The sequence below is a fragment of the Streptomyces sp. NPDC033966 genome (genome assembly GCF_055575955.1).
In genome coordinates this window covers 14,241-30,296 of record NZ_JBVIRQ010000021.1, presented here as the reverse complement: position 1 = coordinate 30,296, position 16,056 = coordinate 14,241, and the positions used below count along the sequence as shown (strand labels likewise).

Sequence of the window (16,056 nt, the reverse complement as noted above, 5' to 3'; positions counted from 1 at the left end):
CCTCCGCCCCGTCCGCGCCCCCGCCACGCCCCGGCACGCAACCGTCCGCCCCGCCCGGGGCCTGACCCGGGCCGCCCCGACGGCCGGACACTCGTCCCATGGACGACACTCCGGACAACCACACAGAATCCCCCGGGGACCACGCCGTGGTCCTCGGGGCCGGCCTGGCCGGGCTGCTGACGGCACGGGTCCTGGCGGGGCGGTTCGCCCGCGTCACCGTCGTCGAGCGGGACGAACTGACCCTGCACGGCCCGGAGTTCCGCCCCGGCCTGCCGCAGTCCCGGCACGCGCACGTGCTGTGGGCGCGCGGTGTCGAGCTGATGGAGCAGCTGCTGCCCGGCACCACCGCCGAGCTGATGGCGGCCGGCGCGGCCCTGCTGGAGTCGCCGCGCGACTTCCTCTGGCTGAGCCCCGCCGACTGGTTCCGGCCCGTACCCGGGGCCGGGATGCTGATCGGCAGCCGGGAACTCCTCGACTGGACGCTGCGCCGCGCCGTGCTGCGTGACGGCCGGATCCGGATGCTCGGCGGCCGGCTCGCGACGGGCTTTGTCGGCGGGGCGGACAACCGCTCCGTGACCGGCGTGACCCTCCGCGACGGCGGCCGCCTCACCGCCGCGCTCGTGGTCGACGCCACCGGCCGCACCTCCAAGGCCCCCGCCTGGCTGGCCGCCCTCGGCTACCCCGCCCCGGCGGTCACCCGCTACGACTCCCACCTCGGCTACTCCAGCCGCCCGTACGCCATCCCCAAGGCCGCCCTGGACGACCCGGAGCGCCGCTGGCACGGGATGTACGTACAGGGCCGCCCGGACAGCCCGCGCGGGGGAGTGCTGGTGCCGCTGGAGGGGGACCGCTGGCTGGTCACCCTGATCGGCAACGGCGAGCACGCCCCGCCCACCAAGGACCCCGAGTTCCTCGGCTTCGCCCGCACCCTGCGCAGCCCCGCCCTCTACGACGCCATCCGCGACGCCGAACCGCTGGCCCCGCCCACCGGCTTCCGGGCCACCGCCAACGAGTGGCGCCACTACGAGCGCATGGAACACTGGCCCGAGGGCCTCCTCGTCGTCGGTGACGCGGCATGCCGCTTCAACCCGGTCTACGGGCACGGCATGACGGTCGCCGCCATCACCGCCCAGGCCCTCGGCGACGCCATCCGGGGCCTGGCCACCGCCCAGATCCCGGCACAGGCACGCCGCGTCCAGCGGCACACCGTCACCGCCGCCAACGTCGCCTGGCAGATCGCCACCAGCGAGGACCTGCGCTACCCCGGCACCGAGGGCCCGCCGCCGGACCGCGCGACCCGCGTCCTCCAGGCGTACATGTCCCGCGTCCTGGCGGGCGCCAACTCCGACCCGGCCATCTCGGCCCCGTTCTTCGGCGTCCTGTCCCTGTCCACCCCGCCGAACACCCTGCTCGCCCCGGGCACGATGCTCCGCGTCCTGTCGAAGTGGCGCCTGCCCACCTCACCCCGCACCACGACGGCCTACCCGCCGCACCACGGCCCGGCCTAACCCCGGACGGCCCGCTCGTACAGTTCCCTCACTCCATCCCCGAAGTAACTGCTGTACGAAGTCACCTCGTCCCCGCCTCCGTCGCGGCCGCCGATCACCCCGATCAGGGTCCCGGCCGCGGTCAGGACGGGGCCGCCACTGGTCCCGTTCGGTACGTCCGCGCAGTCCAGCCGCAGCTGCGTGGGCCCGGAGGCCACGGCTGTGTTGGCGCACCCCAACGGCTGCTCCGCGTCGTTGGGGTAGCCCACCAGCCGGGCGGGGGCGGGCAGCTGCTGCCCGAACCGCACGGGGTGTGCCCCGGTGACGTCCTCCAGTCGCTGCCCGGGATGCCCGGGCCGGCGCACCCGGATGAACGCCACGTCGTAATCCGGGTCCGCCGACGACACCCACCGCGGATCCACATCGACCCGCGTCGGCACCCACACCCCGAACGGCGCCTTCCCGTCGGCGTACCCGGGCACGAACGCCAGATTGGTCCGGAACCCCCGCGCGTACACACAGTGCGCGGCGGTCACGACGAGATCCCCGCCCGCGGAATGCACGACACTCCCGGAACAATGGTGCTCGTCGTCCCAGTCCATCCCGGGGGAGAACAGTGCCCCGACGGCAGGCTCGGGCTCGACGTCGACCGCCTGGAGCGGCTCGGACGCCTTCCACGCGGCCCCGTCCACCGCCCGCCGTTCCCCGCCCCCCTCGACAAGGGTCTCCAGCACCCCACGGGCAGCCTCATCGGCCAGCCGCGCGTCCTGCACGTAACTCCCGCGATCGGCGTCCCCCACGGCGACGGTCCCGAACCGTCCCACCCCGAAGGCCACCCCGGCGACCACGAGCGCGGCACAGACCCCGGCCAGCACACACACCCGCACGGCCTTGCCCGTCATGCCCCACTCCCGAAGATCGCCACCACCCCCACCCCAACGGCCCCCACCCCGCCCGGGTTCCCACCCGAAACGTGTCCGCCCTCACAGCTCTCCCCGGCCCAGTACGGACGAGCGCCCCGCCGGGAGGGGCCGGTGGGGCGCTCGGGTGGGGGTGGGGGCGGGGTCAGGGGGAGGGGGTGAGCTGGAGGGTGGTGCGGGTGGAGGTTTCCTTCGTGACCTCGATGCGCGTGCCGGTGTCCGGGACCTTGACGCCGAGCTGGGGGAGGTCCGCGTTCCAGTAGGTGGCGCGGTGGTCGTCGAAGACGCGGACGCCCGGCTGGGCGGGGACGGTCAGCGAGGTGCCCGGCCTGTGGAGGGTGATGCGGTCCGTCGGGCGGGTCGAGAACGGGGCGTCGAAGGTCTGGGCGCGGGCGTTCAGGAGGCTGCCGTCCGGGAAGCGCAGGGGGGCCGGGCGGGCGTCGACCGGGAGGAGGAGGCCGTTGCCCGGGTGGGCCTTGGTGGTGTTGTCGCTGTACGCGGTGTCCCAGAGCCAGAGCAGGACGCCCTGCTGGTAGGGGTAGAACTCCACCTTCTGGTCGGTGGAGGCGAAGTTGTACGGGCCCGTCTTGAGGAAGGAGCCGTAGCCGGTGTGGCGGCGGTTCTCGGCGAAGTAGGCGCGGGGGTGCTCGGTGGTGCCGGTGCGGCCTTCCGTTCGGGACCACTTGACCGGGGTCCAGCCGTTGTCGCCCTGCTCGGCGCCGTCCTGGAGGAGGGTGCGGCCGTCGGCCGCCGTGACGCGGATGTCGTCCAGGGTGACGCCGCGGCCGTGGGTGTTGCTGTCCGAGGTGGTGCGGATCCGGAGGTGGGTCGCGGCCGCGGGGAGCGGGACCGCGAGGCCGGTCCAGGACTGTGAGGTGCCCGAGATGCCCTTGGGGGGTATGGGGGTGCCGCCCAGGGTGCCCGGGAGGGCGGTGAAGGTCTTCCCGCCGTCGGTGGAGGCTTCCGCCGTGAGGAAGTCGAAGTCCTGTTCCAGGTCGTACCAGACGCGGGCCGTGAGGGTGGCCGGGCCGGCGGCGGGGTCCAGCGGGCGGGTCAGGGTGTTGTCCATGAAGTCGCCGGTGCCGCTCCACCACTGGCGGGTGCCCTCGTAGGGGTCGGTGAGGTCAGTGCGGGTGGTGGAGGGCGGGAGGTGGACCAGGAGGGCCTGGGGGTCGTCGGTGTTGTAGCCGGAGACGCCGAGGGTGGCGCGGGTCCTGCGGCCCGCGTCGGCCTCCGTGTAGTCCAGCCAGCCCAGCTGGAGCTTGCTCCACGGGTCCAGGTCGCCGGGGAACTGCCCGGTGGTGTTGGGGCCCTTGCCCAGGTAGGAGGCCGAGGACATCAGGGACCAGAAGTTGACGCTGTTGTCCCCGTCCGAGCTGTAGAGGTCGGGCAGCCCGAGGTCGTGGCCGAACTCGTGGGAGAAGAGGCCCGCGCCGCTGTTCTCGCCGCCGGTGAGGTAGTCGCCGGCCCAGATGCCGGTGTCGCCGACCGGAGTGCCGCCGGCCTTGTTGCCCTCCGGGCCCGCGCTGCCGGCCTGGTTCCAGTACGCGAACCAGCGGTGTGCCCAGATCGCGTCCTTGCCCTGGGCGCCGCCGCCCCAGGTCTGGTCCTTGCCCGCGTGGACGACGACGAGGTGGTCGAGGTAGCCGTCGGGCTCGTCGAAGTTCCCGTCGTGGTCGGCGTCGTAGCGGTCCCACACGTCGTACTGGGCGAGTTCGGCCTTGATCTGGTCGGGGGTGCGGCCCTTCGCGCGCTCGGCCTCGTACCAGGCGGTGGTGGAGTCGCGGACCAGGTCCCAGTTGGTGCGGCACTGGCCGGGCTCGGTGCAGTTGTCGGTGCCGTAACGGGCCTCGTTGTAAGGGAGCTTGACCCAGTCGGTGACCTTGCCGTCGATGTCGTAGCGGCCGGAGGACTGGAGGTTGTAGTAGGCGCGCATGGACGCCGAGCCGGGCTGGGAGGAGAAGAACTGCTGCTGGTAGTAGTTCTTGTCGAAGTCCTTGCGCCAGAGGGTGTGGTTGTCGTCCGGGGAGGGCTTGCCGATGGTGTTGTGCAGGGGGCCGGGGGTGCCGCCGAAGCGGGGGTCCGCCTGGTCGCCGAACTCGGCGAGGATGACGAAGGCCTTGTCCTTGCGCCGCTGGGCGAGTTCGACGTACTGGTTGCCGATCTTCGCGGTGCGGGGGAGGGGGCCGGCCGTACGGGCGGCGGCGGAGTCGCCGGAGCCGGAGCCGGAGCCGCCCGCCGCGATGCCCTCCAGGGCCTGCCGGCGCAGGGCCTGGCGCTGGAGTTCCAGCGGGGCGAGGGGCGGGGAGGCGGCCTGTTCGGCGTGGCCCGCCGGAGGGGCGGGCGGGGGTGCGGTGGCGGCCAGGGCGGCGGGGGCCGGCAGGAGGGCGAGGGCGGTGAGGGCGGCGAGGGATGTCGCCGCCCCCGCCGAGGCGAGTCTGCGCAACGGAGGTGCCCTTTCGGGGAGTTCGGTACGGAGGGGCTCGGGGCGGAGGTAATATTTCACATGTCACAGGTGATGGGTAGGGGCCCTGAGCCGGTGAACGCAGCCGGGGCCGCCCGCGGGCGCGGGCGGCCCCGGCGGGCCCCGTCGCGGAAGGGTTCCCTGCGGCCGTGACCCGGGAGGGGGTGGAGTCGTTGTGCCCCTGAGGGCTCCCGGGGCGCCGGTCCGCCCCGTACCGGAACCCGAACGCACAGGGGGAGACGAGCACATGTCCCTCGAACCGCCGTACCCCGCACTGCCCCTCGACGCACCCTGGGAGCGCCCCGGCATCGGCGCCGCCGCCCCCGACGGGCCGCCGGGGCCGTGGCACCTGCCGTGGGACCGGCTCACGCCTCCCGAAGCCGCCCGGGCGCGGGAGCGGCTCGCCGGCCGGGCGTACGAGTTCCAGGCCTCCGACGCCGCCACCGGCGACCCCGTACGGCGGATCTTCACCGGTGCCCGGCTGCGCGCCGACGCCGAGCAGACCGCCCGCCTGCTCGCCCCGTACGCGCCCGAGGCGATCGTCAGCTTCGCCCCGCCCCGGCACGCCTACGGAGCCGCCGCGACCGTGCTGCTCCCCGCCGTGACCGGGCTGCCCGTGTGGTTCTGGCCCGCCGGCGACTGCCCGCCGCCGGCCGTCCCGGCCCGGCGGATCGCCGTCGTCGCCATCCCCTCCGCCTTCCGGGCCCTGGCCCGCTACCCCCGCTGGGCCGCCTCCTTCGAGCAGCTCACCTTCCTGCACGGCTCCGCCGAACTCCCGCCGGAGGCACGCAGGTTCGAAGCCGACGCCCGCGCCGTGCTGATCGAGCTGCTCGGCTCCACCGAGACCGGGTCCGTCGCGCACCGCACCGGCTGGGACCCGGCCGGGCCCTGGACACTGCTCGACGACGTCGCCTTCGCCGCGCCCCGCACCGGCGCGGAGGGCCCGCTCACCGTCACCGGGCCGCGGCTGTCGGCGCTCCCCGACGGCAGCCGGCCCGACCGGCACGAGATGGACGACGTGGTCCGCCGCCTCGGCGACCGGCTGTTCCTGCGCATCGGCCGCCGCTCCCAACTGGTACGGATCAACGGCGTCCGGTACGACCTGGGCGCCATCGCCGCCCGGCTCCGCGCCGCGCTCCCCGGCGCGGACGTGGCCTGCGTACGCGTCGCCGGCCCCGCCGGCCCGCCGCACGGGGAGGCGTACGACGTGCTCGTGGCCGGAGGCGGCCCCCTGACGGCGGACGGCGTACGGGCCGCCGCCCGCGGCCTCGGAGCCGAACCCCGCCTCGTACGCCTCGTGGACCGGATCCCGCGCGACCCCCTCGGCAAGCCCCTGCCCGCGCAGATCGCCCCGCCCCAGTGACCCCGAGAGGACGTACACCGTGAACCGGCAGCCCGAAGAAGTGAAGACGGTCCCCCTCACCCCCGAGGTGTATGCCTACCTGCTCGCCCAGGCCGAGCCGCAGAGCGAGGTGCAGCGGCGGCTCGTCGAGCGCACCCGCGCCCTCGGCGACCGGGCGGTGATGCAGATCCCGCACGAGCAGGGCGTCCTGCTCACCCTCCTCGCGAAGCTGACCGGAGCCCGCCGGATCGTGGAGGTCGGCACCTTCACCGGCTACTCCACCCTCGCCCTCGCCGCCGGCCTGCTCCCCGGCGGACGGGTCCTCACCTGCGACGTGTCGGCGGAGTGGACCGCGATCGCGGAGGAGGCCTGGAAGGAGGCCGGGCTCGCCGACCGGATCGAGCTGAAGCTCGCGCCCGCCCTGGACACCCTGCGCGCCCTGCCGGCCGAACCGGTCGTCGACCTGGTCTTCCTGGACGCGAACAAGGACGGCTACCGGGCCTACTGGGACGAACTGGTGCCCCGCGTACGCCCGGGCGGACTGCTCCTCGCCGACAACGCCCTCTTCGGCGGCGCCGCGGCGGACCCCGCCGCGCAGGGCAACGGGCTGGCCGTCCGCGAGTTCAACGCCCACGTCCGCGCCGACGACCGGGTGGAGTCGGTCCTCCTCCCGGTAGCGGACGGCCTGCTCTTCGCGCGCAAACTCTGAGGTCCCCCGTCCCCGGTCGTCAGTCGTCGGTCGTGTCCGAGACGCCGAGGTCGCGGCGCATGGCGGTCCGCATGGCCTTCAGCAGGTCCCAGATCGCGTACTGGGCGCGGGCCGCCGCCTCCATCGTCTCGCCCGGTTCGGGGGCGTCCCGTTCCAGGCGCTTGACCTGGCCATAGACCTGGTTCAGGGCGTGGTTGACGGCGCTCGCCGTCACCAGCACCGCGTCCGGGGCGATCATCTGCGCCTCGGAGTAGCGGTCGCGGTGCGCGCTCTTCGCCTCGTCGAGCGCGTCCCGGTCGGCGTCCTCGACGGCACGCTCCCTCATGACGTGCAGGTGGCGGTTGAGCGCGGTGACGAACTGCCGTGAGTCCCGGTTGAGTTCCGCGTAGCAGATGCGCCGGAGCGAGCGGCTCTCGCGGATCTCCTCCTGGGCGCGCGCGAGTTCCATCTCCCGGCGCTTGGCCCGTTCGGATCCCCGCTGGGTCAGCAGCGAGCCTCCCAGCGTTCCTGCGACGCCCGCCACCGCGATGACCACCGAGTTGAGATCCACCCACGCGCTCCGTCAAGTCCTCCGGCCCCGTGCCCGACGCACACGGCCCAGGCCGCCCAGTGTGCAGGCCCGGTGACGGCCTTGGCCGTGGGGCCCGTTCCGGCGGGCGGGCGAACCGGCCATTCAGTACGCCGCGTCGCGTGCTCGGCGCTATCGTGCCGGGCGGGGGAGAGCGACGAGGGGGCGGTGCGGTCATGCGGTTTCTGTTCGTTCACGGTACGGGGGTGCGGCGGGAGCGGCACGACGCGCTGTTCGGGCTGGTGCGGCAGCGGCTCGGGGAACGGTTTCCCGCCGCGGAGGTCGACTCCTGCTTCTGGGGCGAGCGGTTCGGCGCGGAGCTGAGCGCCGGCGGACGCTCCGTACCCGGGGCGCCGGAAGGCGCCGACGGGGGCGAGGAGGCCGCCGAGTGGGGGCTGCTGCTGGCCGACCCGCTGTGCGAGCTGCGCGTGCCGGCCGAGGCCGGCTGGGCCGGGCAGGGGGAGGGCGAGGAGGACGACCCCTTCGCGATGCCCGGCTTGCGGCCCGCCGGGGAACGGGTGCTGGAGCTCCTGCACCGGCTCGCCGAAACCCCCGGGGGCCCCGGCGACGGCCCCGACGAGCTGCGCGCCCTGCTGGACGGCACCGGCCTCGCGGCCGGGTTCCGGCCCGCGCTGGAGGCCACCGCCGGCTCCGCCGAGGCGGCCCGGGCGGGCGCCCGCGCCACCGCCGAACCGCAGGCCCGCGAGCTGGCCACCGCCCTCGCCCGGGCCGTCACCGCCGCGGCCCTCGCCGGGGCCGGTGCCGACGCCGACTGCACCGCCGCCGAACGGGACCGGCTCGTCGAGCTCCTCACCACCCGCCTCGGCGGCGGCGCCCGCGTCCCCGGGGCCCGGGCCGCAGCCGTCCTCGGCCGGCTCGCGATGCGGGTCACCACGCAGCCCCTGCTCAACGCCTGGCGCGGCTCCCTCACCGCCGGCGCCGCCCCCGCGCTCGGCGACATCCTGCGCTACCAGGCCAGGGGCGCCGGCCTGCGCGCGTACCTGCACGAGCGGATCACCGCCCGGCCGGGCCCGACCGTACTGATCGGCCACAGCCTCGGCGGCATCGCCCTGGTGGACCTGCTCGCGCTGGCCGCCGCCGACGGCGGACCCGTGCCCGGCGCCGAACTGCTCGTCACCGTCGGCTCGCAGGCCCCGTACCTCTACGAACTCGGCGCGCTCACCGCCCTCGCCCCCGGCAGCCGGCTCCCGTACGGCTTCCCGCGCTGGCTCAACGTGTACGACCGCCAGGACGTGCTGTCCTACCTCGCCGGACCCGTCTTCCCCGGCGATCCCCGTGTCAGCGACCACGAGATCAGCAGCCGTCAGCCCTTCCCCGCCAGCCACAGCGCCTACTGGAAACAGAAGTCCCTCTACGAGCGCATCGAACGGGCGGTGACCGAAGCGGGGATCGGGTGACGGCCCTCGGCCGGCCGCACCCCGACGTGAACCCCCGGCGCACCTTCGCGCTCGTCGCGGGGGTCGAGCGGTACGAGATCAGCCACCACTGGAACCTGCGCGGACCCGCCCGCGACGCCCTGCGCTTCGCCCGGTGGCTGACCGGGCCCGGCGAGGTGCCCGCCGCGAACGTCCGGCTGCTGCTGTCCCCGCTCGACGACCCCGACACCCTCGACTGGTCCGCGTCCGAGGGCCTGGCCGCGCTGCGGTCCGCGTACCGGCCCGCGACCGAGGCGAACGCCCGCACCGCCCTGCTCGACGAACTCCCCGAATGCGACGGGGACTTCCTGTGGATCTTCTGGGCGGGCCACGGCTACCTCGGGGGCGACCGGGAGCTGATGCTGCCCTGCGCGGACGCCCGCCCCGGCCACATCCGCCACCTCAACCTCGACTCCGCGCTGCGCTGGTGGCGCACCGACCTGGTCAAGCACCGGCGGTTCCCCCTCCAGGCCGCGCTGGTGGACGCCTGCCGCGTCGACGCGCCCCGCGACAGCCGCTGGAACTTCGGGAGCGCCGACTACGGCGGCGGCCACACCGTCCCCGGGCGGCGGCAGTTCCGGCTGTACGCCTCCCGCGAGGGGGAGGCCGCGCAGAACGACGCCGAACGGGGCGCGGGCCGCTTCACCGAGGCCCTGCTCGGCGAGCTCGGGGACCGGACCGTGGGGGAGGGCGCCGCCGTCCTGCCCGCCGCCGCCCGCAGCATCCACCTGGCCTTCCGGGGGCTGCGCGAACGCGGCGAGGGCTGGCAGCTGCCGCAGTTCCTCGTCGACCGCGACTGGGACGCCAACTCCTTCCTGGACGACGGCCTGCCCGGGCCGTCCCTGCCCGGCGCGCCCCGCCTCGACCAGGCGGGATGGGACGGCCTCGGCGAGCTCTTCGAGGGCCGCGACCTGCCGCGCTGCGCGTACGAGGCCTACGCCTGGGCCTTCAAGGCGGCCGGCTGCACCACCCCCGTCGACGGCGGGCTGCCCGCCGACACCCTCCTCGACGTGGTCGCGGACCTCGACGAGCGGCAGGGCGGCCGGACCGGCATGCCGCTCGCGGTGCCCTTCGTGCACTTCCTCGCCGACCGGGCCGCCCGCCCCGGCGGCGGACCCGGCGGCGGACCGGGCGACCCCGAGTGGGCGGCGGCCCTCGCCCGCTGGGTGCGCGCCACCCGTGAGCGGCTCGCGCTGCCCGCCCTGCGCCCGCCGCCCGCCCCCGCCCGCCGGGCCACCCTGCACGTGCGCCTGGAGTCCCCGCCCGGCGGCGAGGACGGCCTGCTGGCCCGGATGTGGCTGCGCGGCGAACGGACCGAGCAGGTATGGGAGTCGGAGGGCAGACCCGTCCAGCCGGCCGACGTGCGCGCCGAACTCGTACGCCGCCTCGCCGAGGGCGCCTCGGGAGCCGGGCAGCCGTACGGCGGCATCGGGCGGATCGAGTTCCACGTCCCGTACGAACTGCTGGAGACGGACTTCGACCAGTGGCCCGTCCCGCGCGGACCGGGCGGCCGGACCCGCCCGCTCGGGACGGTCCACGAGGTGCTGGTGCGCTGCCCGCAGGAACGCGAGGACACCCGCACCGAATGGCTGGGCAAATGGCGCTGGCTCCACGTCCACGACGGCCGCCACCCCGACGCCGTAGGGCTGGTCGAGGACGCGGACGTCACCGACGCCCTCGGGCTGCGGCTGGGGGCGCGGGCCGCGCCGGCCTGCGTCCTCGGGCACGTCTCCGGCAACCGTACGGCCGCCCTGCTGGATGCCGTCCTCGAAGGCGGCGTGCCCGTCGCGGTGTGGCGGCGCGGCGGCGGAACTCCGGCCGGGGGACTGCCCGCGCTGCTCGCCCCCGACGCCGGGCCGGGGGCGCCCTCGGTGTTCGGACTGCCCGCCCGCGTGCGCGAAGTGCGCCGGGCGGCCGCCGCCCGAGGCCCCGGAGGGGAAGACCGGCTGGTGTTGCTGTGGGACGATCCCGACGACACGGTCGCCCTCCGCTCCCTGGCCACCTGACCCCACCGCCCACGACCGCCCGAGAACCGGCCCGCCACGGGCCCCGACCCGAACGCACCACCCGCGAGCAGACGATGGAGGCACAGGCAGTGGCGAAGGACTGGTGGCTGTACCGGGGCGTCGGCCCCGGCGAGGAGCGCCGCACCCGGCTGGAAGCCGGAACGCCGCCGCCCTGGCGGGACTTCACCGGCGTACCCGACCCGGCCTACGGGCCGCCCGGCTGCTCCGGCGAGGCCTGGGAGCGCACCCGCAGGCGCGGCGAGGGGTACGTCCCGGACGAGCCGGAGAAGGACGTGGTCAACACCGCCCTGCACCTGCGCCGGCCGCTGCTGATCACCGGCAAGCCCGGCGTCGGGAAGTCCACCCTCGCCTACAGCATCGCCGCGGACCTGGCCCTGGGCCCCGTACTGCACTGGCCGATCACCAGCCGCACGGTGCTCCGCGACGGCCTCTACCTCTACGACGCGATCGGCCGGCTCCAGGAGGCCGGACTGGAGCAGGTCCGCGTCCCCGCCGCCCGCGTCCCCCAGGCCGCCGAAGGACCGGCCGCGGCCCCCTCCATCGCCCGCTACCTGCGCCTGGGCCCGCTCGGCACCGCCCTCCTCCCGCAGAGCCGGCCGCGCGTGCTGCTCATCGACGAGATCGACAAGAGCGACATCGACCTGCCCGGCGACCTCCTCACCGTCTTCGAGGACGGCGGTTTCGTCATCCCCGAACTGGCCCGCCTCGCCAAGGAGGAGCCCACCGTCGCCATCGGCACCGACGACGACCCGGACGCCGGGGTGGCCGTCACCCAGGGCCGTGTGCAGTGCAGCTACTTCCCCGTGGTCGTCCTCACCAGCAACGGCGAACGCGACTTCCCGCCCGCCTTCCTGCGCCGCTGCGTCCGCCTCCACCTGGACGCACCCGGACCCGAGAAACTCGCCCGCATCGTGCGCGGACGGCTCGGCGTCGACATCACCGGCGCGGACGCCGCCGAGTACCAGGACCTCGTACGCAGCTTCCTCGAACGCGCCGAGGACGGCGACCTGGCCACCGACCAGCTGCTGAACGCCATCCAGCTGCGCCTGGCCGGAGCCTGGTCGGCGCCCGCCGACCGCGACCGCTTCCTCGCCACCGTCATGCAGCACCTGACCGGGCCCGCGGCGTGATCGAGAGGCTGCTCGGCGCCTTCGCCGAAGGCGCCGAGGACGGTGCCGGACCCCGCACCGCCGTCGGCCCCGAGGAGATCGCCGACATCCTCTGGCTGGCCGCCCGCGTGGACCCGGCCGCCGCCGCGTCCCGGGACGGGGACGCGCCGCCGCCCGGCCAGGACGGCCCGGATGAGGCCCCGCAGCCGTCACCGCGCCACGACGACCCCGCAGCCGGCCGGCCCGGCCCGGCCGCGGAAGGGGCCGTCCAGCTGTTCCCCGCCGGCCGCGCCCGGCCGGAGCCGCCCCCCGCACCCGACCCCGCCGGCACCGGCGCACGGCGCGGCGTACCGCTGCGGCTGCCCCGCACCGCCTCCCTCGACGACCCCCTCGCCCTGATGCGCTCGCTGCGCCCCGTGGGGCGCCGCTCCATCGGCGGGCCGGGGGAGGAGCTGGACGAACAGCTCACCGTGGAACGCAGCATCGAGGCGATGGTCCCCACCCCCGTCCTGCGCCCCGCCGAAAGCCGCTGGCTCGACCTGGCCCTCGTCGTCGACACCCACCCCTCGATGCTCCTGTGGAGCGACCTGGTGGCCGAACTGTGCGGGGTTTTCACCCGCAGCGGCGTCTTCCGCGACGTCCGCACCTGGCAGCTCACCGGCACCGCCGCCGGCGGCACCCCGATGCTCACCCGGGGCCGCGGCGGCCCGCCCCGCAACCCGCTGGAACTCGCCGACCCCGCCGGACGGCGGCTGATCCTCCTCGTCTCCGACACCGTCGCCGGGGGCTGGCAGGAGGCCCCGCTGCTGCGCGTCCTGCGGCACTGGAGCGCCCACAACGCCGTGGCCGTGCTGAACGTACTGCCCGAACGGCTGTGGACCCGGGGCGCGGTGCGGCCCGTGCCCTTCGCCGTCCGCTCCGACCGGCCCGCCGCCGCCACCCGTTCCTGGCAGCGGGCGCCCGCCGCCCGGCGGGCGCGGGGCGGCGGGCCCGTGGTCCCGGTGGTGGGGCTCGCGTCCGGCAGCCTGGCCCGGCTCGTGCGGACGGTGTCCGGGGACGGGCGCTGGCGCCGCCTCGCCTGCCTGCGCCTGGACGCCGCCCCGGCGCCCGGTGCGGCCCCGCCGCGCCGGGACACCACCGCGCTGGAGGCGGTGGAGCGGTTCCGGGCGAGCGCCTCCCCGACCGCCCAGCAGCTCGCCGCCCACCTGGCCGCCGTACCGCTCACACTGCCCGTGATGACCCTCGTGCGGCGCTCCCTGCTGCGGGACTCCGAGCACGGGCACCTGGCGGAGGTGGCCCTCGGGGGGCTCTTCGCCCCCTGGGAGGGGCGGCAGCGGCCGGAGGAGGCCGAGTTCGAGTTCCTGCCGGGGGTGCGGGAGGTGCTGCTCGGCTCCCAGCTGCGCGGGGACGTCGCCGCCGTACGGGAACTCGTGCGCCGCCGGGTCTGGGAGTTCATGTACCGCCACCGGGGCACCGGCCCCGACTTCTCCGCGACCCGGGTCACGACGGGGGAGGAGGGCCGCCGCCGGGTCCCGGAGGGGGCCCTGCCGTTCGCGGAACGGCCGCCCCGACAACGGCCGTTCGAGGTCCGGCTGCCCGAACGGCGCGGGGTGCGGGACGCGGTCGTCCAGGTGCGCTTCGAGCCGCTGGCGGAGCCGCGCGAGGTGGGCACCCTGCTGGCCCCCCGGCTGGTGCTGACGGTCGGCGACGTGGAGCAGCCCCGGGACGCGGTCGCCTGGGTGCGGGCGGCGGACGGCAGGGAAGTCGCCTGCCGGCCCGTGTGGTGGGACGAGGCGAGCCCGCGGGTGCTGCTGCTGGAGGGCGAGACGGACCTGGCGGACCCGCGACGGTTCGTCCCTCCGGGCTGGGAGGCGCCGGAGGACCAGGGCGCGGAGGCGGAGGCCGTCGTCGACGGCTTCGGGGAGGATCAGGCCCGGCGTTCCTTCTTCGGCCACGTGCTCCTCTCGGCCGGTGCCCGCAACGGGGAGCTGCTCCGGTTCCCCGTCGACCTGGGGGACTGGCACCAGTTCCGGGGCTCCCCGGTCTCCCGCGACGGGAGGCTGGTCGGTGTCGTCCACACCGTCCGGCCCGACCGGATGGTCTTCCTCACGGCCGGGGCCCTGCTCGCCCAGGACGGCTTCCGGGCCGCGCTGGGCGCCCGGGGGCCCGGGACGGGGGTGACCGTGGCCGTGCGGGCCGGGGAGGGTGCGAACCGGCGCGGCAGCCGCCTGCGTGCGGAACTGGCCGCGACCCTGCTGCGGGAGCTGGCGGATGCCGGGATCGCCGGGCGGCCGGGGGGCGTGCCGGACGCGGAGGTCGTACGGATCTCACTGTCCGAGCCGGGCGCCTACAGCGGGGCGGGGCTGCTGCTGACGGCGTTGCCCCGGGCCGTGGCCCGCCTCTCCGAAGCGCGGCCGGAAGGGCGCCAGCCGCCGCTCGCCGTGGCACTGGTGGCGGGGGATTCCAGGGACCCGGCCGAGGATCCCGCACGGATCCTCGACAACCCCGTGATCACGGAGCGGCTGAGGACCGGGGGGCCGGGCAACAAGCAGCGTCTCACCGTCGCCCTCTCCCGCTCGCTGTACGAGGAGCTCCGCGAGCTGCTCGGCCCGCTCGCCCTGCGCGGCCTCACGCCGCTGGGGGAGGACACCGGCGGGTGGCTCGTCACCGGAGCCCCCGGCCGGCTGGCGGAGCTGCTGGCGGACGCGGAGATGTACCGCCGGGAGGAGTCCGTCTGGCCCCGCTGCACCTTCCCGGACTCCAGCGGGACCCCGCCGGAGTGCACCGGTGTCCGGCTGCCGGGTCACCGCCACTGCCTGGCCCACCTGTCGCGCCGGGAGCAGGACGCCCATCTGCGGACCCTGCGGCCCGGCTCCTCCGTCGACTTCCGGGGGACCACCTTCGAAGGCGGCCTGCTGGGGCGGGTGTTCGACGCGGTACGGGATGCGCGGACGGGGCGGATCCGGCTGGGCTCGGCGGCCTTCGCGCGGGCGACCTTCAAGGACGCCTGGGCGGAAGTGGAGCCCGTCTTCACCCGCGATGCCGACTTCACCCGCGCGGTGTTCAGCGGCGGCGCTCGTTTCGCGGGGGCGGCCTTCGGCGGGGACACGGTGTTCGACCGGGCCGTCTTCGAGCAGTCGGCGGTCTTCGACCGGGCCACCTTCGCGGCGGCGGCCGTCTTCGACCGTGCCGTGTTCCTCAAGGTGGCGCGGTTCGCGGCGGTCACCTGGCGCGGCAGGGTCTCCTTCCACCGCGCCGTCATGGAGGAGGGCGCGGTGCTGGACGGGATGACGGTGGAGGGGCGGGCGGACTTCGGCAGGGCGACTTTCCAGGGCCCGATGGCGCTCGGGGAATCCGTCTTCCTGGAGCCGGTGTCCTTCGCGCGCGTCGTGTGCGAGGGTCCGCTCTCCGCGGTCGGCAGCCGCTTCGCGAGCACGTCGGACTTCGAGTCCATCGTCTGTGAGGGCGAGGCGGTCTTCCGCGACACCCGCTTCGAGGGACCGGCGTCCTTCGGTCATGCCGTCTTCCAGGGCCTGGCGGCCTTCGACACGAGTCGGTTCGGGGGCCGGGCGAGCTTCGAGAAGGCTCTCTTCCGCGGCCCGGTCCTGGTCAAGAGCACCACGTGCACAGAAGGGGTGTCCTTCGACGACGCCGTCGCCGAGGGCATGTTCCAGTGGGTCGACTCGAAGGTGGAAACGGGAAGTGCCGGCTTCGTACGCGCCCGGTTCCAGGGCCCGGTACGTTTCGAGCAGGCCGAGTTCAAGGGCGACGCCGACTTCGGCGGGTCCGTCTTCGACGGTTCCGTCATCTTCTGGTTCAGCGATTTCCGGGCCGCTCTCACGCTCACCGATGCCGTCTTCCACGGGCCGGTCTCGTTGACCGAGGTCACGCTCCCCGAGCCGTTCCAACTCCCCGGCAACTGGACCGTGACCGAGGCGGACGTGGTGGGGGAGATCACCTCCCGCGACCGCCCGGAGCACGGCGACGACTGAGG

10 protein-coding genes are annotated in these 16,056 nt (G+C 75.4%); 7 read left to right on the top strand and 3 right to left on the bottom strand.

Annotated elements, in window-relative coordinates:
* The first annotated feature begins 98 nt into the window (after nt 1-98).
* Nucleotides 99-1,508, top strand: coding sequence for an FAD-dependent oxidoreductase (locus tag ACZ518_RS36185; RefSeq protein ID WP_469117293.1), 1,410 nt, complete (start codon nt 99-101; stop codon nt 1,506-1,508).
* Here the strand turns inward: ACZ518_RS36185 and ACZ518_RS36180 are convergent.
* Nucleotides 1,505-2,389, bottom strand: a complete 885-nt coding sequence (locus ACZ518_RS36180; protein ID WP_469117292.1) for a trypsin-like serine peptidase — start codon at nt 2,387-2,389, stop codon at nt 1,505-1,507. The two genes, ACZ518_RS36185 and ACZ518_RS36180, sit on opposite strands and share 4 nt — an antisense overlap.
* Nucleotides 2,390-2,552: 163 nt before the next feature.
* Nucleotides 2,553-4,853, bottom strand: coding sequence for an immune inhibitor A domain-containing protein (locus tag ACZ518_RS36175; RefSeq protein ID WP_469117291.1), 2,301 nt, complete (start codon nt 4,851-4,853; stop codon nt 2,553-2,555).
* 265 nt (nt 4,854-5,118) lie between these two features.
* Between ACZ518_RS36175 and ACZ518_RS36170 the strand changes: the two genes are divergently transcribed.
* Nucleotides 5,119-6,234 carry a class I adenylate-forming enzyme family protein gene (locus tag ACZ518_RS36170; RefSeq protein WP_469117290.1) on the top strand — a complete coding sequence of 372 codons (1,116 nt, stop codon included), beginning with the start codon at nt 5,119-5,121 and terminating at the stop codon, nt 6,232-6,234.
* Nucleotides 6,235-6,253: 19 nt separating this feature from the next.
* Nucleotides 6,254-6,922, top strand: a complete 669-nt coding sequence (locus ACZ518_RS36165; protein WP_469117289.1) for an O-methyltransferase — start codon at nt 6,254-6,256, stop codon at nt 6,920-6,922.
* Nucleotides 6,923-6,941: 19 nt separating this feature from the next.
* Here ACZ518_RS36165 and ACZ518_RS36160 read toward each other — a convergent pair whose 3' ends face one another.
* On the bottom strand, nt 6,942-7,472 hold the full coding sequence (locus ACZ518_RS36160) for a hypothetical protein (protein ID WP_469117288.1): 531 nt from the start codon (nt 7,470-7,472) through the stop codon (nt 6,942-6,944).
* Between the two features lie 194 nt (nt 7,473-7,666).
* Between ACZ518_RS36160 and ACZ518_RS36155 the strand changes: the two genes are divergently transcribed.
* The 4 genes from ACZ518_RS36155 to ACZ518_RS36140 all read left to right on the top strand — a co-directional run bounded on the left by ACZ518_RS36155 (nt 7,667) and on the right by ACZ518_RS36140 (nt 16,054).
* A complete protein-coding gene (locus tag ACZ518_RS36155; protein ID WP_469117287.1) occupies nt 7,667-8,908 on the top strand; it encodes a hypothetical protein in 1,242 nt (413 codons plus the stop codon).
* The gene (locus ACZ518_RS36150; RefSeq protein WP_469117286.1) at nt 8,905-10,932 is read left to right on the top strand and encodes a VMAP-C domain-containing protein; all 2,028 of its coding nucleotides are present in this window, start codon (nt 8,905-8,907) and stop codon (nt 10,930-10,932) included. Before ACZ518_RS36155 ends, ACZ518_RS36150 begins: the two co-directional genes overlap by 4 nt.
* Nucleotides 10,933-11,006: 74 nt before the next feature.
* Entirely contained in the window at nt 11,007-12,083 is a 1,077-nt protein-coding gene (locus ACZ518_RS36145) for an AAA family ATPase (protein WP_469117285.1), read from the top strand.
* Nucleotides 12,080-16,054, top strand: coding sequence for an SAV_2336 N-terminal domain-related protein (locus ACZ518_RS36140; RefSeq protein WP_469117284.1), 3,975 nt, complete (start codon nt 12,080-12,082; stop codon nt 16,052-16,054). Before ACZ518_RS36145 ends, ACZ518_RS36140 begins: the two co-directional genes overlap by 4 nt.
* Nucleotides 16,055-16,056: the final 2 nt, after the last annotated feature.